The 17,406-nt window shown below is 57.4% G+C and carries 19 protein-coding genes; 3 read left to right on the top strand and 16 right to left on the bottom strand.

Annotated elements, in window-relative coordinates; genetic code table 11:
* Window positions 1–23: 23 nt before the first annotated feature.
* The 6 genes from tal to PSH64_RS19435 all read right to left on the bottom strand — a co-directional run bounded on the left by tal (window position 24) and on the right by PSH64_RS19435 (window position 5,019).
* A complete protein-coding gene (tal, locus tag PSH64_RS19460) occupies window positions 24–950 on the bottom strand; it encodes a transaldolase (protein WP_258613553.1) in 927 nt (308 codons plus the stop codon).
* Window positions 951–1,128: 178 nt separating this feature from the next.
* Window positions 1,129–2,124 (bottom strand): tRNA dihydrouridine(20/20a) synthase DusA, encoded by a 996-nt coding sequence (dusA, locus tag PSH64_RS19455; RefSeq protein WP_305478271.1) that lies wholly within the window; start codon window positions 2,122–2,124, stop codon window positions 1,129–1,131.
* 248 nt (window positions 2,125–2,372) lie between these two features.
* Window positions 2,373–2,831 (bottom strand): hemerythrin domain-containing protein, encoded by a 459-nt coding sequence (locus PSH64_RS19450; RefSeq protein ID WP_305478269.1) that lies wholly within the window; start codon window positions 2,829–2,831, stop codon window positions 2,373–2,375.
* A 690-nt stretch (window positions 2,832–3,521) separates the two neighbouring features.
* Window positions 3,522–4,232, bottom strand: a complete 711-nt coding sequence (locus PSH64_RS19445; RefSeq protein ID WP_105346727.1) for a peptidoglycan recognition family protein — start codon at window positions 4,230–4,232, stop codon at window positions 3,522–3,524.
* Between the two features lie 6 nt (window positions 4,233–4,238).
* A complete protein-coding gene (locus tag PSH64_RS19440) occupies window positions 4,239–4,547 on the bottom strand; it encodes a hypothetical protein (protein ID WP_305478268.1) in 309 nt (102 codons plus the stop codon).
* 109 nt (window positions 4,548–4,656) lie between these two features.
* Window positions 4,657–5,019 (bottom strand): DUF6124 family protein, encoded by a 363-nt coding sequence (locus tag PSH64_RS19435; RefSeq protein WP_305478266.1) that lies wholly within the window; start codon window positions 5,017–5,019, stop codon window positions 4,657–4,659.
* Between the two features lie 492 nt (window positions 5,020–5,511).
* Here PSH64_RS19435 and PSH64_RS19430 point away from each other — a divergent pair, with 492 nt between their 5' ends.
* A complete protein-coding gene (locus PSH64_RS19430) occupies window positions 5,512–5,709 on the top strand; it encodes a hypothetical protein (protein ID WP_305478264.1) in 198 nt (65 codons plus the stop codon).
* A gap of 132 nt (window positions 5,710–5,841) precedes the next feature.
* Here PSH64_RS19430 and PSH64_RS19425 read toward each other — a convergent pair whose 3' ends face one another.
* The 9 genes from PSH64_RS19425 to PSH64_RS19385 all read right to left on the bottom strand — a co-directional run bounded on the left by PSH64_RS19425 (window position 5,842) and on the right by PSH64_RS19385 (window position 13,150).
* On the bottom strand, window positions 5,842–6,633 hold the full coding sequence (locus tag PSH64_RS19425) for a transporter substrate-binding domain-containing protein (RefSeq protein ID WP_305478263.1): 792 nt from the start codon (window positions 6,631–6,633) through the stop codon (window positions 5,842–5,844).
* A 140-nt stretch (window positions 6,634–6,773) separates the two neighbouring features.
* Window positions 6,774–6,977 carry a DUF2933 domain-containing protein gene (locus tag PSH64_RS19420; RefSeq protein ID WP_018928127.1) on the bottom strand — a complete coding sequence of 68 codons (204 nt, stop codon included), beginning with the start codon at window positions 6,975–6,977 and terminating at the stop codon, window positions 6,774–6,776.
* A 94-nt stretch (window positions 6,978–7,071) separates the two neighbouring features.
* Window positions 7,072–7,476, bottom strand: coding sequence for a hypothetical protein (locus PSH64_RS19415; protein ID WP_105346722.1), 405 nt, complete (start codon window positions 7,474–7,476; stop codon window positions 7,072–7,074).
* Window positions 7,477–7,703: 227 nt separating this feature from the next.
* Window positions 7,704–8,045: a hypothetical protein gene (locus tag PSH64_RS19410; RefSeq protein ID WP_305478262.1), complete on the bottom strand. Its 342-nt coding sequence runs from the start codon at window positions 8,043–8,045 to the stop codon at window positions 7,704–7,706.
* A gap of 154 nt (window positions 8,046–8,199) precedes the next feature.
* Window positions 8,200–9,123, bottom strand: coding sequence for a copper homeostasis membrane protein CopD (gene copD, locus PSH64_RS19405; RefSeq protein WP_305478260.1), 924 nt, complete (start codon window positions 9,121–9,123; stop codon window positions 8,200–8,202).
* A gap of 3 nt (window positions 9,124–9,126) precedes the next feature.
* Window positions 9,127–9,510: a copper homeostasis periplasmic binding protein CopC gene (gene copC / locus PSH64_RS19400; protein ID WP_007935236.1), complete on the bottom strand. Its 384-nt coding sequence runs from the start codon at window positions 9,508–9,510 to the stop codon at window positions 9,127–9,129.
* A 55-nt stretch (window positions 9,511–9,565) separates the two neighbouring features.
* Complete coding sequence (locus PSH64_RS19395; RefSeq protein ID WP_305478258.1) at window positions 9,566–10,456, bottom strand: copper resistance protein B; 891 nt, start codon at window positions 10,454–10,456, stop codon at window positions 9,566–9,568.
* 10 nt (window positions 10,457–10,466) lie between these two features.
* Window positions 10,467–12,299: a copper resistance system multicopper oxidase gene (locus PSH64_RS19390; protein ID WP_305478256.1), complete on the bottom strand. Its 1,833-nt coding sequence runs from the start codon at window positions 12,297–12,299 to the stop codon at window positions 10,467–10,469.
* Between the two features lie 146 nt (window positions 12,300–12,445).
* The gene (locus PSH64_RS19385; RefSeq protein ID WP_305478254.1) at window positions 12,446–13,150 is read right to left on the bottom strand and encodes a murein L,D-transpeptidase catalytic domain family protein; all 705 of its coding nucleotides are present in this window, start codon (window positions 13,148–13,150) and stop codon (window positions 12,446–12,448) included.
* Window positions 13,151–13,231: 81 nt separating this feature from the next.
* Between PSH64_RS19385 and PSH64_RS19380 the strand changes: the two genes are divergently transcribed.
* On the top strand, window positions 13,232–14,983 hold the full coding sequence (locus tag PSH64_RS19380) for a murein L,D-transpeptidase (protein WP_305478252.1): 1,752 nt from the start codon (window positions 13,232–13,234) through the stop codon (window positions 14,981–14,983).
* Between the two features lie 12 nt (window positions 14,984–14,995).
* Here the strand turns inward: PSH64_RS19380 and PSH64_RS19375 are convergent, their stop codons facing one another.
* Window positions 14,996–15,478, bottom strand: coding sequence for a hypothetical protein (locus PSH64_RS19375; RefSeq protein ID WP_305478251.1), 483 nt, complete (start codon window positions 15,476–15,478; stop codon window positions 14,996–14,998).
* 282 nt (window positions 15,479–15,760) lie between these two features.
* On the opposite strand from PSH64_RS19375, the gene PSH64_RS19370 reads away from it, so the two are divergent.
* A complete protein-coding gene (locus tag PSH64_RS19370) occupies window positions 15,761–17,332 on the top strand; it encodes a GGDEF domain-containing protein (RefSeq protein ID WP_305478250.1) in 1,572 nt (523 codons plus the stop codon).
* The last annotated feature ends 74 nt before the right edge of the window (window positions 17,333–17,406 follow it).

The following is a 17,406-nucleotide window of genomic DNA, read 5'->3' as shown; positions in this document are numbered from 1 at the left end:
TTTTTGCATCCAGCTAACTCAAATCACAGCTTGGCCTGCAACAACGCCTCGAGCTTCTCCTGGTCCCGGGCGAACTGACGAATGCCCTCAGCCAGCTTCTCGGTCGCCATCGCATCCTCGTTGGACAACCAACGGAACTGCGCTTCATTCAAGCTCAGACGCGCTTCACCCGTATGCCCCGGCACCAATTTACGCTCCAGCTTGCCGGTATCCGCCGCCAGTTTCTCCAGCAGATCAGGGCTGATGGTCAACCGATCACAACCGGCCAATTGCTCGATCTGATTCAGATTACGGAAGCTGGCACCCATCACTACGGTTTTGTAGTCATTGGCCTTGTAGTAGTTGTAGATGCGCGTCACCGACTGCACGCCCGGATCATCCGCGCCGGTGTAGTCGTTGCCGGTGGCCTTCTTGTACCAGTCGTAGATACGGCCCACGAACGGCGAAATCAGGAAAACTCCAGCGTCAGCACATGCCGCCGCCTGAGCGAAAGAGAACAGCAAGGTCAGGTTGGTCTGAATGCCTTCCTTCTCCAGCGTCTCGGCAGCGCGGATACCTTCCCAGGTGGAAGCGATCTTGATCAGCACACGGTCGCGGCCAACGCCGGCCTTTTCGTACAGGTCGATCAGACGGTGCGCACGCTTCAATACGGCGTCAGTGTCGAACGACAGGCGCGCATCCACTTCAGTGGAAATACGGCCAGGAATCACCTTCAGAATCTCTTGCCCCACCGCCACACCAAAACGGTCACTGGCCAGGCCAACATCGCCCTTGCAGTCGCTGACGCAAGCGTTCAGCAACTCGGCATAACCGGGAATGGCCGCTGCTTTGAGCAGCAGGGAAGGGTTGGTGGTAGCGTCCACGGGTTTAACGCGAGCGATTGCTTCGAAGTCGCCGGTATCGGCAACCACGGTGGTCATTTGTTTGAGTTGTTCCAGCTTGGAAGTCATGGGCGTGCTCTGTCCTATGGGTCTGATGACATTACCCGAGCGCTGACAGCCACTCAAGGGTGCATGTACGTATCGAAGGCCCCAGCGGCAACATCCTGAAAACGGATGTTTGAAAGGCGGGGCGTGGTGTTGGTAGATACGATGCTGAAATGGGGGACAGGTTCAAAGCAACTGACCATTAACGCCCCTCAAGCAACTCCGCCGCCTGATCCAGCAACGCCAAAGGCTCTTTAGCCTTGTGAATATCCACCGATAACAACTGCCGAAACTTGCGCGCCCCCGGAAACCCGGTGCCCAGCCCCAGTACATGCCGGGTGATGTGATGCATCGCCCCGCCCGCCAGCAGATGCTCGGCAATATAAGGCCGCAACTGCGCCAGCGCCTCGGCGCGAGTGATCACCGGCGCCGTGCTGCCGAACAGCTGCTGATCCACCTCAGCCATCACATAAGGATTGTGATACGCCTCACGGCCCAGCATCACACCGTCGAACGTCTGCAAATGCTCGTGACAGGCCTCCAGCGTCTTGATCCCGCCGTTGAGAATAATCTCCAGCTCCGGAAAATCCGCCTTCAACCGCGCCGCCACGTCATAACGCAGAGGCGGAATGTCGCGGTTCTCCTTCGGCGACAACCCCTCCAGAATCGCAATCCGCGCATGCACGGTAAAACTCGTGCACCCGGCATCCCGAACCGTACCAACGAAATCACACAACTGCTCGTAACTGTCCCGCCCATTGATCCCGATCCGATGCTTCACCGTCACCGGAATCGACACCGCATCACGCATCGCCTTCACACAATCAGCCACCAACTGTGGATGCCCCATCAGGCACGCACCGATCATATTGTTCTGCACCCGATCACTCGGGCAACCGACGTTCAGGTTTACCTCGTCGTAGCCGTGCTCCTGGGCCATGCGGGCGCAGGCGGCCAGATCCAACGGGACACTGCCGCCGAGTTGCAGGGCGAGTGGGTGCTCGGCTTCGTTGTGGCGCAGGAAGCGCTCGTGATCGCCGTTGAGGAGCGCGCCGGTGGTGACCATTTCGGTGTAGAGGAGGGCGTGCTTGGAGAGCAGGCGTAGGAAGAAGCGGCAGTGGCGGTCGGTCCAGTCCATCATCGGGGCGACGGAGAAGCGACGGGAGAGCGGAGCGGGTGTGGCGGTGATTGGGGGCATTGGCGTTTCTGGAATGGGTAAGGCTGGGAGGTGGGGAGTTTATCAGGATTGGGCTTGCGGGGCTCGGGCGAGTCTAGCGGAGGTAGTTGAGAGAGTGAGTACAAGAACGGGAGGGATTGAGCGACTTGCAACGAGGAGCCGCCAATATACGGACACCCCTGTGAGTTAATATATGATGTCCGCGTAATTACATAGTGACGTCAGTACTAAGTAGTAGCTAAATTTTGAAAGTGTACGGTGGCTTCCAATTAATGCCATTGATTCTTGACTTCCTGCCACTGGTCGTCTGACAGCCACTTATCTGCTGCCGGAAAGAAAATATTTTCCTCAGCGTCCATATGATCGTAATATTTTTTAATGAAGTCATCGATAGTGTCAGCAATTACTCTCGTTTCCTGAGTTGTGTCCTCCAACATCTTCAGCTGTCCAGCAATGCGCCCAAATGCCTGATGATCTCGCTCGATATCCTTGACCCGTTGGTGGATCGGCGCCTCAGTCTCTAGCAAGGCCAGCCGAATAAGTTCTTCATTTTCATGGTGGTGTCGCTCTGCATCACCGTGCAAGGCTTCCAGCATCGTGAACAACAGCTTGCAGTTATCAGCCCCCTCGGATTCATGCCTCATTTTCCTCAGCAACTCTTTGATCTGAGAAATTTTCATAGCCACTTCATGATGATAGGTCTGAAGTTCTTTTAACAAGACGTTCATATAAAATCCTCGTCGCGATACCAGTAATTCACAAGGATATCTACACTTTTAAATTCCAATAATTTCAATATTTTATTAAGCGTGCTCATTAGCACTATTTAATCTTTTTAGTATAGGTGAGCGCAAAGCCCTTGCCGCAGTAAATTTGCCGCCCTTGGAAAAAATTGAAATATCAAGTGTATGTTATATGCACTATTGATCTGCCGGATATCCTCCAGCGAAAACGGAAGGAAAAAGCAGCACCCAAATCGACAACAGCTGGGTGGAAAATCAAATCCGGAGAAAAGCAGAAAGGGGAGGGATTGAGCGACTTGGCACGAGTAAATAAATCCGTCCCTCAGGGGCGGATTTATTTTGCGTATGAAATAGATCTGTCAAATTTCTACCATCCAAAGGATGGGTTATCTTACCTTTTTTTGCATTCCTCAAGCTCGTTTTGGTTTATCAATGTCGTAGTCACACCTAACCGATATTTGCAGTACTGGATGACCAACTGTCGCTCCGTGTCACTTAGCTCACTCAATTTTTTGTCATCTGATTCGTACGCGTAAATATTTTCAAACTTAATCTGAAATGTCGGGGCTTTCTTGATGAAAAATATTTTTTCCGGGTAGGCGTCTTCCATCCTTTCGTAGAAACCGATGTAGAGGAAGGCGACGAGTATGGTCGGAACAATGATAAGTAGGGATTTCATGATGAGGGTGGTGGTAACAGTTTGGTTTTAATTCGAAGGTTTCTCACCAGCTCCATCCCAATGTTGCCGGGACAAATCTTTCCTTCCCCGGCTTGCATGGGAAATTCTCGATGTCCACCCAAAGTCGTCACCCTGAAAACGCTGGTCAGGGCTTGAATTAAGTTCAGTAGGGTGTCTATTTGTATGGCTGGGATTTTCTGGTCCATATTGCCGTTGATGGCTTCAAGAGCCTGGCGGGCAAGGGCAACCACATCGCCGCCTTCATCGGCGGTTGTCAAATTTTCTAGCAAAACGATGCCAATTACGCCAGTGTTGTAATTATGTACGCTTGAGCCTTTGAACCGGATGTCGCGTCCTTCGAATACTTTACCCGTACAATCGATGCCGTAGTGATAACCGATGTCATCGAACTTGGCCTGGTGCTCGCTCTGAATCGCACGCATCTGTCCTGCACCGGCACCACAACCGACACTTCTACCTGCATGGTGAAGTGCGATCATCGAGTAGTCCCAGTCATCGACCATTTCACCTTTTGCTTTATGCGCTCCCCAAGATGATCGTTCTATAAACTCACCATTTTTGCGGACGAGTCTGAGGATCGCTTCTCTGGTAGCAGCTCTATCGTTGACGGTGATGGTAGTGGGCGCTGCTGGTTCTTTGGGTTTGACTTCGGTTGCTTTTGCTTCAGTAGTAAATTGTTCAGCCATGTTTGATCAATCCGTGAGTTCGCTAAGCGTCCGAGCAGGAGAGGTAAAGTCAATGCTCACAGAAATAGTGGCATTTTTGACGGGGGTTCTGACGTGCGCTATTCCTGCACCATCGGTGATACCAATGATCTTTTCACCGTTAATAGTGGCAGTGAAACTTCTTCCGGCTAAAGGTTGACCGGTTTCGCTATCGACGATGCTGAAGCTGTGTCCGTAGGTTTTTTGCAGGGGAGAACCAGAGGCGATGGCTTTTGGGCCGTGCCCAGGCATGGGACAACTGGTGGGGTCGGTGATACGTGCGGCGGGCTTTGCCATGTTTGACTTCCTGTCAACGAATTTACCGGGGGCGACTGTATCAGAGTTGCTTTGAAAGGTGGCTAAGGCGCGAGGAGCTCACGCTCCCCACGCCGATGTACAAAATTAATTACTCAGACGGCTCGACCTTATCCAACGCCAGATTCACCGCCAACTCCCCCAACATGACCACCTGCGCAATACCCAGCAGGGTTTTGCGGTGTGTCCCCTCCAGCAGCGCAGCAAAATCATTGAGCATAACTGTGGCCGAGCCCAATGATTCGCAGGCGTTAGCCAGTAAGGATTCGGTGTTGTACTTCGGGTTGGCGAGGAACATGCGCTCGGGTTCGTTGGCCGTGGCAATAATTTCAGCGGCCGGTTTGAGGTAGTGATCGAGGGCGCGTTCGGCGGCGGCGTTGAGTTTTTTTGAATCGAGCGATTCGTAGGGGGATGTCGGGTCTGTGACCGGCGGATTGGGTGTGGCTTTGAACATGGTGAAACTCCTGATTATTCATTAGGAGCTACCAGCATCACTTGCAGATGATGGGTGGCAGCTATGCGCGGGTCTGCAAGACCGGGAAACCAGGAACCCGGCAGACCCGAAGGTCTCCCGCACAAAGCCGCCATTGAGGGGACACAAACGAGCGTCCTACGGCAGGGCTATGCGACTGGTATTCCGGCGGGCTTGCAGACCCGATCACTGATGAACAGTGACAGGAGTCAAGTTACCGGGGAGAGCGCCAGGCGCACAGCCGGCGGATTCTGGCGCAGTCGTAGGCAACGACGCAAGGCGTTGTAGGTTCGGTGAAGTAACTGTGAGTGTCTTTAAACACTCATCTAAACGGGTGGGGCGCTTTGGAGAAAACAAGGATGCTGAACCAACGCTGTCGCCCAGCAATGTTTCATCAAGTTGGGCGGGCTCGCAGCATAGGATGACCACCTAAGCTCGGTGTAGCCACACCTCCAGCCCACAGGAAACAACAAAATGATCTCGAACCTCTTCAAAGCCATGCTGATCACCGGTGCTTTGCTCTTGAGCGCCTGTTCGGGTGTGAGCACCAGTTCCTGCTTTTCAGAAGGCTGCCAACAGTTCGACGGCCATAACCCCAACAAGGTGAGTTTTGGTGGGAGCGCGATCGGCAACAGCTTTAATGAGTACAGCTCGGGCTTGCTGCACGACTAAGGAATGACGCAACGGCTTGGGTGTTTCCGCCGTTGCGTGATTTGCCTGATGAACCGTGTGCTCTGATTTTGCGACTGCTGCGCAGCCGGACGCAGGCTGCGCCAGCTGCTACAGGGAATGGGTGGCTGTAGGCTATTTAGCCTCTGGCACCGCTATCCACTGACCGAGGATTTTCTGGTAGTTCCCCGTCACCTTGGCCAGGTGCAGCCACTGATCGACATACAACTTCCAGCTGATGTCATCCCGTGGCAGCAGATAAGCCTTTTCCCCATACTGCATGTATTGCGTCGGGTTAACCGCGCACAAACCCGGTTTGAGTTTCTGCTGATACAGCGCTTCCGACGCATCGGTGATCATCACGTCAGCCTTCTTGTCCAGCAGCTGCTGGAAGATGGTCACGTTGTCGTGCAGTTGCAATTGCGCCTTGGGCAGGAAGGCGTGGACGAAGGCTTCGTTGGTGCCGCCGGCCGGTTCGACCAGGCGAACCGAAGGCTGGTTGATTTGTTCGAGGGTCTGGTATTTCGCCTGATCTTCGCAGCGCACCAGCGGGATTTTGCCGTCGACGTCCAGGGTGGTGCTGAAGAAGGCTTTTTTCTGGCGTTCCAGGGTGACGGAGATGCCGCCGACACCGATGTCGCATTTACCCGCGAGCATGTCGGGCATCAGGGTTTTCCAGGTGGTCTGGACCCACTCGACCTTCGCGCCCAGGCTGTCGGCCAGCGTGCGGGCCATGGCGATGTCGATGCCCGAGTATTCGCCGTCTTCACCTTTGAAGGTATAGGGTTTGTAGTCGCCTGTGGTGCAAACGCGCAGTTGGCCTTGTTGCAGGACGGTGTCCAGGTGCGAAGGGCTTTGCTCTGCCTGAGCGCCGCAGGATAGCGCCAGCAGGCCACTGAGCAGCAATGTGCTTTTTATGGTTTTCATGGTTATCGGGCTTTTGTGATGGAGTGGGGGCAAGGATGGATCAGTGTAGTGAAACCGCTTCTTGGCTGTCATCCACGCTGAATGCGATGCTCCCCGGCCCTGGTTCAATGAGCTTGATGATCGAGATGGCGCTGCATGGGTCAGTGTCTGCCGTGGTGATGCCCGAACAGGTGCATCAGCGGGCACAGTAATAGAATCAGGTAGGGCAGAAGGGGGTAGATATGGCCGTAATGCTCGCGGGCCAGGTAGAACAGTCCGATCACCAGCAGCATACCCAGCGCGATGCCGGGTTTGCTGCGCCAGAACGAGGTGGCTGGAGGTGTCGAGGGGTTTGAGTGGTTCATGTGACGCGCTCCGTTCTGACGAAAATGTTGCGGGGTGTCGTCCGGCCATGCCGGCCAATGCCAACCGTCTGCGACGGGGGCTATGGCGCGATGCTTATTGGCCCATCGGCATCTTCATCATCCTGGATTGCTGATCCATCATTTTCATCATCATGTCCATCATCGCTGTATCCGAGCTGCCCTTGCCACCGGACATGCCCATGCCCATCCCCATACCTCTGCAATTGTCGTGCAGCATGCCGAGGCTTGTTCTCATCGTAGTCATGGCTTCCTGCATCGCCGCCCGGCGTTCGGCCGGGGTTTTGGCGGCGATCATTTTGTCGTGGGCCGCCTGCATTTTCTTCATCTGTTCGCTCATGGCCTTGTCTTGCATGGGCGTGGCTTGGGTTGCGTTATCGGTGGGGGCGGCGGGTGCCGTTTCGGGGTATTCGGCAGCCAGCGTCAGCAATGGGCTGCTCATGACCAGTGCGGCCAGGAGGGACTTGACGTAGATGTGCATGGCGATCTCCACAGTGATAACGCGGGGCGGCAGCGCCGGATGGCTGCGGACCAGGGTATGTTGTGTTCCCGTTAGAGGGAGTGATCTTGAACTTACGCCACGGTCGCAGGGCGTTGTTGATCCATATCAAACGACGCCCACAGAGGTTTGTTGTGCTGCCAGGGTGACATTCCAATGGCTGATACGTGTCAGGCAAGGCCCGACACGTATCCCTCTACATGAGTTGTTTATCCACAAGCCACGGACTTCGAACTCTTAAGATGCGCTTCAATCGAGTTGCTAGCAGAGTGCACTCTTACTCCCTTGAGTTTATCGAGTGGCGGGTCTTTCCAAAGTTTTGATGCGTCGATGGGAAGGATGACCTGAATAGCGGCTCCTTGGGGCGGATCAGCAACAAAATCGAAGTCCTGAATGCCGTCTGGTGGGAATTGAATGTAAACCCGCGGCTCCAGTCTCGCGTTTGTCCATCCACCAGAATGCACCAGGCCAATTGCCGATATGTGTAGCTGCGGTGGGTTTGATTTAAGTATTTTTAAGTCGACATCCACCACTTTCATTACTTCAGCCATTTTCGAACTCCTTTCGATAATTGCGCCGCTTTTTTCACCTTGGCGCTTGGGTGTTGAACCCTCTGGCTTGAAATCTAGTGTGGTTAGACGCTAGTAAAGGACCCTCACCCTGTCCACTGACTGCTCTGGCCGGTCATCGGATGCTTTCATTTCCTTACTGGGCATCCATTTCCGGGCTCAGCGTTCCGAGCCAAGCCACCAACCCCACAATCACCACTGCCGCCGCCAATTCCACCACCACGCTGCGCCGCAACGCATTGGCGGCGACCGTGTATTGCCCATCCCGCAACGACCGCTCCAGAAACGGCCCAAGGTGAAACCGGTTCAACGCGGCGAGCACCAGCATGCCGGCAAACAGCATCACTTTGATGAACAGCAGAATCCCGTAAGTGCTGAGAAACACCTCGTCCAGCTTCGGCCCAACGATGAACAGATAATTCACGACTCCCGTCACTGTGATGACCAAGACGATAGCCGCGCCAATCGCTTCAAACCGGTTAACCGCGCGGGCCAGCAACCTGATGCGAGCTTCGGTTTGCAGGGCGTTGATCTTGGCCATCAACGCAAACGCCAGCAACGCGCCAAGCCAGGCCCCCGCCGCCAACAGGTGCGCTATATCCACCGCGAAATGCCAAAAGCGACGATTGCCTTCATCCATCGCCCCATGCCCGCTCCAGGCCAGGCTGGCGAGGGCAACACCACCGGCAACAGCCGCGACCCATAAACTCAAGCCAGGCGCACGGAGCATCACCACTAAACCCGCGACGGCCAGTGCAACAATGCGAACGCCCCAAGCCAACCCGACGTCCGTCTCGAACAGCATCATTTCGATGTGCGGGCGCAGTTCGGCAAAGTCCGATTCACCGCTCATGGCACTCGCCATCGTCACCATGCTGGCGACGGACAACATCGCGCCCAACACGGCCGTTCCCGCCAGCGTCGACCGAAACGGCAGCACCGCCCCCGACACTCGTTCCTGCCCTTTAAGGCTATACAGCCCAAAAAGCGCCATGCCAAACAACAGCATCAAATCCACATACAACGTAAACCGCAGGGCAATGCCGACCGAGTCGCTCATCAATCACTTCACTTTGAACGTAACATTACCGGTGATTGGGTGGGTGTCCGAAGACACGGCGCGCCATTCGACTTTGTAGCTGCCGGTGGGCAGTGGCGAGAGTGGGGTGATGACCATGGTTTTCGGGTCGCTGCCGCCGGAGACCTTGGCTTTCATCGGCATGGGGGAATGGGCCATGCCGGGCATTTCGGTCATGACCAGTTTTGCGCCGGAGAATTGGGTCATGAGGTTTTCGGAGAAGTGCAGTTCGATGTTGCTCGGTGCTGCGCCGTCCGCGCCTTCGGTCGGGGTGGAGGAGAGCAGTTTCGGGTGGGCTTGAGCCAGTGCGCTCATGAGCAGCCCGGTGGAAAGTGCGATGGCGACAGCGGTGATTTTGATGGTGCGCATGCAAGGCCTCTTACCGCTTTAAGCGGTTGTTTTTTAGGTTTTTGAGTTGAAGCGTTTAGAACCACATTCGAACGCCGACGACCAGTCGGGCTTCGCTGCGGTCCTCGCCTTCGTCCCTGGCGTAATCGGCGGTTTTGCCGTAGGTGCGGTTCCAGGTCACGCCGATGTAGGGCGCGAATTCCCGGCGGATTTCATAGCGCAGGCGCAGCCCGGCTTCGGTGTTGGACAACCCGGAGCCGATGCCCCGTTGCGGGTCGTTTTTGCCGTAGACGTTGAGCTCAGCGGTCGGCTGCAGAATCAGCCGGTTGGTGAGCAGGATGTCGTAGTCGCCTTCCAGCCGTGCAGCGGTCTGGCCACCTTCGCCGATGAAGGCGGTGGCCTCGGTTTCGAAGTTGTACAGCGCCATGCCCTGTACGCCGAACGCGGCCCAGGTTTGCGGGGCGCCGGGTTTGAAATCCTGGCGCACGCCGGTCACCACATCCCACCATGGGCTGATCGCGTGACCCCAGAGGGCCTGGACTTCGGCGTCTTCGGTTTTGCCATTGACGCGTTCGCCTTCGGAGCGCAGCCACAGGCGATCGATGTCACCGCCGATCCAGCCGGACAGATCCCAGGCCAACGCGCTGCCGTTGTCGGCGTCCTGCCATTCGAGTTTGTCGGCGAGCAAGTAATAGTTGAGCGCACTGTCGTGCATGTCATGGCCGGCGGGGCTGACAAAAACGGCGGCGCGGTCGGCGTCGGTCAATGCCGGGATCGGTGTGCGGCTTTGGGTTGGCGCCGCAGGCTGCATTTGCCCGTAATCCTCGCTCTGCATCTGGCTGTGATCCATGCCCGGCATCTGGCTATGGTCCATGCCCTGCATGTCGTCGGTGGCGGCCATGGCCGAAGAGACCGTGAAGCCGGTGAGTGCCAAGGCGAGGCGGGTAGAGCGATTCAGTCTGGTCATGGGTAGCGCCTCATTCTTCCACGCGAACTTCACGGAACATGCCCATTTCCATGTGGTACAGGAGATGGCAGTGGTAGGCCCAGCGGCCGAGCGCGTCGGCGGTGACCCGATAGCTGCGCTTTGATCCCGGCGGCATATCGATGGTGTGTTTGCGCACCATGAACTGGCCGTTCTCGTCTTCGAGGTCACTCCACATACCGTGCAAATGAATGGGGTGGGTCATCATCGTGTCGTTCACCAACACCACCCGAACCCGCTCGCCGTACTTGAGCCGCACGGGTTCGGCGTCGGAGAACTTCACGCCATTGAACGACCAGGCGAACTTTTCCATGTGGCCGGTCAGGTGCAGCTCGATGGTGCGGCCGGGCTCGCGGCCGTCCGGGTCTTCGAAGGTGCTGCGCAGGTCGGAGTAGGTCAGCACGCGACGGCCGTTTTTGCGCAGGCCGATGCCCGGGTCGTCGAGTTTTGGCGTGGTGCTCATGGCTTGCATGTCCACCAGGGGATTGTCTTTTTCCGTGTCGGGATGGGATTGCATTCCGGCCATGCCACCCATGGCCATGCTGCTGTGATCCATGCCGGCCATGCTGTTCGTGCCCTGCATGTTGCCGCCGTCCATGCCCTGCATGTCACCGCCGTCCATACCTTGCATGTCACCGCCGTCCATGCCCTGCATGGCACCATGATCCATGCCCGCCATGTCGCCGCCCATGCTGCCGTGATCCATGCCGCCCATGCCCATGTCATCCATGGTCAGCAGCGGTCGCGGATCGAGCGGTGGCACCGGCGCCGACAACCCGGCCTTCACCGCAAGGGTGCCGCGGGCATAACCCGTTCGATCCATCGACTGGGCGAACAGGGTGTAGGCGTCCTGGGTCGGCTCGACAATCACATCGAATGTCTCCGCCACCGCGATGCGGAACTCGTCGACGCTCACCGGTTTGACGTGTTGGCCATCGGCCGCGACTACGGTCATTTTCAAGCCCGGGATACGCACGTCGAAGTAGGTCATGGACGAACCGTTGATGAAACGCAGGCGCAGCTTTTCGCCGGGACGGAAGACACCGGTCCAGTTCATGTTCGGCGCCTGGCCGTTCATCAAGTAGGTGTAAGTGGCGCCGCTGACGTCGGCCAGATCGGTGGGGTTCATCTTCATCTCGGCCCACATCTTGCGATCGGCGACTGTCGAGCCCCAGCCTTTCTCGCTGACGTCGTGGATGAAATCGCCCACGGTGCGTTTGTTGTAGTTGTAGTAGTCCGATTGTTTCTTGAGTTTTTTCATCAGGCCGACGGCGTCTTCGTCGGTCCAGTCGGTGAGCATCACCACGTAGTCGCGGTCGTACTGGAAAGGCTCCGGGTCCTTGGCATCGATCACCAACGGCCCATAAACCCCGGACTGTTCCTGAAAGCCCGAATGGCTGTGGTACCAGTAAGTGCCGTTCTGCCGGACCTTGAACTGGTAGACGTACATGCCGTCCGGTTCGATGCCGTGAAAGCTCAGGCCCGGCACGCCGTCCATGTTGGCCGGCAGCAAAATGCCGTGCCAGTGAATGGAGGTGCTGTCCTTGAGTTTGTTCTTCACCCGCAGCGTGACGGTGTCGCCTTCACGCCAGCGCAGCAGGGGGCCGGGAATGCCGCCGTTGATGGTCATCGCGGTTCGAGGGTTGCCGGTGATGTTGACCGGGGATTCGCCAATGAACAGGTCGAAGTTGGTACCGGCCAGCACATTCGGTTCGCCGGGGCTGGTGACCGCCCAGACTGGCGTGCGCCACAGTCCAAGGCCAGCCAGGGCCCCGCCTGCAGCCAGGCCCTTCACGAAGGTGCGTCTTGAGGTGTTGGAATGCATGCCGTTTTATCCCGTCCATCAGCGTGAAGAAGCCCTCAGGTCCATCCTGAGCGCAGGGAAGAGGGCTTAATGAGCAGGAGGTTAACGGGTGGTGCCTTTCAGCAGCCTGAGGTCAAGATTACAGTTTTGACAGTTTCGTGCTGTATTCAACGGCTGCTATTGAGCCTGGACGAGTCCGCCACGGTGGCGTTACCGCAATTGATATAGGAAGAAGACTTCAACCAACGCTGATCCGGATAGTAAGAAAACAACAGCTGGCCGTCCTTCATCGAGTCGATCAGCTGATGCGCAATCGCGGGCCTCACCGCCGGGCAGCCCAGGCTTCTGCCGATACGGCCATTCGCTCGCGCCAGGGCAGGGCTCACGTAAGGCGCACCATGAATGACGATCGCTCGCTCGAAAGCGTTATCGTTGAAGCCCGGCTCCAGACCTTCCATGCGCAGGGAATAACCGTTCTGCCCGACATAGCTGGATTGGGTGCGGTACAAACCAAGGCTGGTGGCGTAGCTGGCATTCTGATTGGAGAACTGGCGGGCCATGTTCTCGCCGCTGTTGCGGCCATGGGCGACCAGTTCGTGGAACAACAATTTGCGTTGTTTAAGGTCGAATACCCAAAGACGTTGCGCGGTCGAGGGCAGGGAATAATCGATCACGGCCAGTCTCTGCACCGGGGTCGTGTCCTGGGCCCGGCTGCATTGGGAGGCGCGTACGGCCAAGGCAATCACTTTGGCGTTGGCATCGGGGGCCGCTTTGATCAGCGCGGCTTCAAGCGAATCGGCGTAGGCTGCCGGTAATGTAAAAGCGGTCAGCAACAGGGCCGTCATTAAAAAGCCGAAGCGATCCAGGGCCATATGCAAGTCTCATCTGATTGTTTCGAGTCTAGCAGCGCCCACGACGCTAGCCGGTTGAAAACGGGAGATTAAGGATTATTCATGGTGCAGTTAACAAGGTTATTCGTCATAAGCCGCCTCTTTTTTATGGGCTTTCTGATCAGCGGCACGGCAATCGCGCAAACTTCGCCGATTGAGCCGGTATCTCCCGTTAGCACTGTTGCTGAAGCGGCGCCTGGTGATTACGTCGGTCAAGCGATTCAGGCGGCGCTGGCGCCATTGAGTTCGGCGTTTCCGCCGCTGCTCACGTCGCCGGGCCATCAGCGGGTCGATGTGAACCGCGTGGTGATGGACTTCTATAGCCATCGTGGCTATCGCGCCGCCTGGACGGACGATGACGATGTCGCCCAGTTGTTGAAAAGCCTGGGCGACACCCAGGCCGATGGCCTGGACCCCGCGGATTTCCACATAGCCGAGCTGGCCCAGGCCAGGGCATTGATGCAGACGACCACCCCAACCCCTGGGCAACGGGCAGCCTTTGATATCTCGGCCACCCAGACGTTCATCACGGCGCTGCTGCAGTTGCGCCGAGGCAAGGTCGACCCGTCGCGGCTGGACATCCACTGGAACTTCGACCCGGTCGGCGTCGATCCTCGGGAGGACGTCAACAGCTTCTTCGCCGCCCTCGACAGCCATGAGATCGCGCGCGCTTTCGCCCAGGCACCGCCACAAGAAGCGGTTTACGGCACATTGCGCCAAGGCCTGGCGCAACTGCGCAAGATTCGCGACCGGGGCGGCTGGCCAAAGATTCCGGAAGGGCAAACGCTCAGGCCCGGCATGGACGATGCCTCGGTCGCGCAGTTGCGAGCCCGTTTGGTGGCGGGTGGTTATCTGGCCCCGCAGATGACCGGGCGTACTGATTACGATGACGCCGTCATTGCGGCGGTGAAGAAGTATCAGACTGAGCAATACCTCGGGGCAGATGGTGTGGCGGGGCCGGCGACACTGGCGGCACTGAATGTATCGGTCGAGGCGCGCATCGACCAGGTCCGTGTGAACATGGAGCGGGCGCGGTGGCTGCTGTACAAACTTCAGGGCACCTTCGTGGTGGTTGATATCGCCGGTTATAAAGTCGCGTTCTATCGCGACGGCAAACCGATCTGGCGCTCCCGGGTGCAGGTCGGCAAGCCGTTTCGCAGCACGCCGATTTTTCAATCCGCGATCACCTATGTCACGTTCAACCCGACCTGGACCGTGCCGCCGACGATTCTGCTCAAGGACATGCTGCCGAAGATTCGCGACAATCCTGGTTACCTCGAGGCCAGCCGGATTCGCGTGATCGATCGAGATGGCAATGTACTCGATCCGTCGACTGTCGATTGGGACAACCCGCGCGGCCTTACCCTGCGTCAGGATGCGGGCTCGGATAACTCCCTGGGGCAAGTGGTGATTCGTTTTCCCAATGAGTATTCGATTTATCTGCATGACACGCCGCATCGCGAGTTGTTCGCCAAATCCAATCGCGCGACCAGCTCCGGCTGTATTCGGGTAGAAAACCCGCTGCAATTGGTGGAGCTGTTGTTCAACGATCCGGTTCACTGGAACAGCGAAGGGATTCAAAAGCAGTTGGCCAACGGCAAGACAGAGAACGTCAGGCTCCCGGTGAAAGTGCCGGTGCTGTTGGCCTACTGGACGGTGGACCTGAGTCTTGATGGGCGCGTGACATTCAAGCCCGATGTGTATGGGTACGATTCCCCGGTATTGCGGGCGCTGAATCTGCCTTCGGAACGACCAGCGCTGGATGGGAGGCGAGCGGCGCCTCCCTCGGTGGCGGCGGAGCAGAGCACGCTGTAGGCGCAGTCGAGCTTAAAGCCCCAGGCCTTCTTGCACCGCCAGCAACAGGTTGTGTTCCGTCAGCGCGATCGCATCCGGTTGTTGTCCGGATTGCTCGATCGCCTGCAGCCACCAGTGCGTCTCGCCGTGTTCGTTCACGGTTCGCAGCAGGGCCAGCTCCTTGCCCGTCGAGTGAATCTCGATTCGCCCGGCACCGTCAGCGGTGAAGCGGGCGACGGGATCGAAGGTGATGCTGTGGTGGTTGCCTTCGATCAGCAGTTGGTCGATGGCGTAATCGTAAGTCGCCCCGTCCGGGGCACTCTCGAACACGTGAGTAGAGTTGCGTCGCAGCTTCAGACCCACCTCGATCAGTGGTTGCAGCCAGGCTTCGATCTGGTGATACAGCTCGTAGACCTGGCTTGGCCAGCTGTCGATGGCCTGATCGGCGATGGTCGCGTCGGCACGGGTTGGCCGGGATTGTTTCAGCTTCGCGGCGAGTTCGTCTGCTTTACTCATTTCGATTTCCTGTCGTGATGTCAGTTAATCGTAGCTCCTTCAAGGTCATGTGTTTTTGCCATGCGTCATGGGATTGGTTTCAAGCGGGGGATATCCGGGGCTCATGCCTGTCAGTCAGGACTTGAACACCGCAGACCTTGGGGCGCGAGCCTGCTCGCTCCACACTTTATGTACCATTTATCCCCCAATCCTCCGTTTACTCCGCACAACCCCGTAGACTAAGCTCACAAAAAATAAGGGTTTTGGGCCGTTGCCCATGAATTACCCTTCCAGGACTCACCTTTGCCTATCCCCATTTCCGATCCGCACCCCGCGCCCGGTGGTGCCTTGAAGCGGCTGCCTTTGCTCAAGGCTGCGGTGCTGTTTATTGCGGCGGTATGCCTTTGTCTCTGCGGGCTGCTTTACCTGCAACTGGAGCAGTCGCGCCGGCACGACCTGGCGCTGGCCGAGGTGTCGTCGTCGAACCTGACCCGGGCCATGGCGCAGCAGGCTGAAGACACGTTCATGAAGGCCGATCTGGTGCTGACCAGTCTGGTGGACTGGATTCAGGCTGAAGGTTTCGATGCTGCCCAGACGCCACGCTTGCAGAAAACCTTCGCGCGGCGGGTGCAGGTGCTGCATCAGTTGCACGGGATATTTCTGTTCGACAAGCGGGGGCAATGGGTCGTGACGTCGTTCGAGGATCTACCCCGCGGGGCAGGTGTGGCGGACCGCGAGTATTTCAGGTTTCACCAGCAAAACATCTCAACCCTGGCGCACATCGGCCCGGCCATTCGCAGTCGGGAAAATGGCGAGTGGATCATTCCGGTTTCCAGGCGGGTAAACGATCAGAACGGTCATTTCCAGGGTGTGCTGCTGGCCGGGATCAAGATGTCGTACTTCGATCAGTTCTTCAAAAGCTTCAGCCTCGACGACAACGGTGCGATGTTTTTGGCATTGACCGATGGAACACTGCTGGCGCGACGGCCGTTTGTGGAGTCGCAGATCGGCACGTCGCTGGCGCAGGGCGAGATTTTTCGGAGACTCTTGCCCAACGCCATATCGGGCAACGCCATGATCGACTCAATGGTCGATGGCATCGCTCGGTTGTATGGCTACCGTCAGCTCGATGCCTATCCGGTGGTGGTCGCGGCGGCGTCCTCCAGGGACGCCATCCTCAAGGGCTGGTACGACACGGCGATTCAATCCGGTGTGATCGTCGCCCTAGTTGTCCTGGGCGTTGGCTTGTTTGGTTGGGTGTTCATTTATCAGGTGCGCGCGGGCGAGCGCGTCGAGGCGGATTTGCGCAAGGCGCAGAAAACCCTGGAGTTGATCGCGACCCACGACAGCCTGACCGGATTGGCCAACCGCCGCTTGTTCGAACGGGCGCTGGAGACAGAGTTCGGGCGCGGTGCCCGGCGGTCGAGCCCGCTGAGCCTGATCATGCTCGATATCGATTACTTCAAGCGCTACAACGACACGTACGGTCATGTGGCCGGGGACCATTGCCTGGCCGAAGTGGCGCGGGCAGTCAAGAGTTGCTGTCACCGCCAGGCCGATCTGGCGGTGCGCTACGGCGGTGAAGAGTTCGCCGTGTTACTGCCGGACACCGACATTCATGGAGCACTGACGATCGCCGAGCAAATCCGCCGCAGCGTCATGGACAAAAACATCACCCACAGCGGTTCGCCCACGGGCTATCTGACGGTCAGTCTTGGCTGTTATTCGTTTGTGCCGACGGCGCACGACAGCACCGAAATGTTGATCAAGCGTGCGGATGCGGCGCTGTACCAGGCCAAGCACTCAGGGCGCAACCGCTCGGCGGTGTTGTCGATGGAAGGGGGCGTCGAGGCGCTGATGCGTTCGGATCGATGACGCTTGCGGCCATCGATCGGCAAGGGTTCCTGTGACCGGTTCTTCAAGTAGCACAATGACTTGTGTTATCCAGG

It is taken from the genome of Pseudomonas sp. FP1742, from assembly GCF_030687145.1.
GTDB classification, from domain to species: Bacteria; Pseudomonadota; Gammaproteobacteria; order Pseudomonadales; family Pseudomonadaceae; genus Aquipseudomonas; species Aquipseudomonas frederiksbergensis_D.
This window is presented reverse-complemented; position numbering and strand designations above follow the sequence as displayed.

Bases quoted from the DNA above. Each gene is read 5' to 3' on its own strand.
- tal (WP_258613553.1), bottom strand. From the start codon at position 950: ATGACTTCCAAGCTGGAACAACTCAAACAAATGACCACCGTGGTTGCC.
- dusA (WP_305478271.1), bottom strand. From the start codon at position 2,124: ATGCCCCCAATCACCGCCACACCCGCTCCGCTCTCCCGTCGCTTCTCC.
- PSH64_RS19450 (WP_305478269.1), bottom strand. From the start codon at position 2,831: ATGAACGTCTTGTTAAAAGAACTTCAGACCTATCATCATGAAGTGGCT.
- PSH64_RS19445 (WP_105346727.1), bottom strand. From the start codon at position 4,232: ATGGCTGAACAATTTACTACTGAAGCAAAAGCAACCGAAGTCAAACCC.
- PSH64_RS19440 (WP_305478268.1), bottom strand. From the start codon at position 4,547: ATGGCAAAGCCCGCCGCACGTATCACCGACCCCACCAGTTGTCCCATG.
- PSH64_RS19435 (WP_305478266.1), bottom strand. From the start codon at position 5,019: ATGTTCAAAGCCACACCCAATCCGCCGGTCACAGACCCGACATCCCCC.
- PSH64_RS19430 (WP_305478264.1), top strand. From the start codon at position 5,512: ATGATCTCGAACCTCTTCAAAGCCATGCTGATCACCGGTGCTTTGCTC.
- PSH64_RS19425 (WP_305478263.1), bottom strand. From the start codon at position 6,633: ATGAAAACCATAAAAAGCACATTGCTGCTCAGTGGCCTGCTGGCGCTA.
- PSH64_RS19420 (WP_018928127.1), bottom strand. From the start codon at position 6,977: ATGAACCACTCAAACCCCTCGACACCTCCAGCCACCTCGTTCTGGCGC.
- PSH64_RS19415 (WP_105346722.1), bottom strand. From the start codon at position 7,476: ATGCACATCTACGTCAAGTCCCTCCTGGCCGCACTGGTCATGAGCAGC.
- PSH64_RS19410 (WP_305478262.1), bottom strand. From the start codon at position 8,045: ATGGCTGAAGTAATGAAAGTGGTGGATGTCGACTTAAAAATACTTAAA.
- copD (WP_305478260.1), bottom strand. From the start codon at position 9,123: ATGAGCGACTCGGTCGGCATTGCCCTGCGGTTTACGTTGTATGTGGAT.
- copC (WP_007935236.1), bottom strand. From the start codon at position 9,510: ATGCGCACCATCAAAATCACCGCTGTCGCCATCGCACTTTCCACCGGG.
- PSH64_RS19395 (WP_305478258.1), bottom strand. From the start codon at position 10,456: ATGACCAGACTGAATCGCTCTACCCGCCTCGCCTTGGCACTCACCGGC.
- PSH64_RS19390 (WP_305478256.1), bottom strand. From the start codon at position 12,299: ATGCATTCCAACACCTCAAGACGCACCTTCGTGAAGGGCCTGGCTGCA.
- PSH64_RS19385 (WP_305478254.1), bottom strand. From the start codon at position 13,150: ATGGCCCTGGATCGCTTCGGCTTTTTAATGACGGCCCTGTTGCTGACC.
- PSH64_RS19380 (WP_305478252.1), top strand. From the start codon at position 13,232: ATGGTGCAGTTAACAAGGTTATTCGTCATAAGCCGCCTCTTTTTTATG.
- PSH64_RS19375 (WP_305478251.1), bottom strand. From the start codon at position 15,478: ATGAGTAAAGCAGACGAACTCGCCGCGAAGCTGAAACAATCCCGGCCA.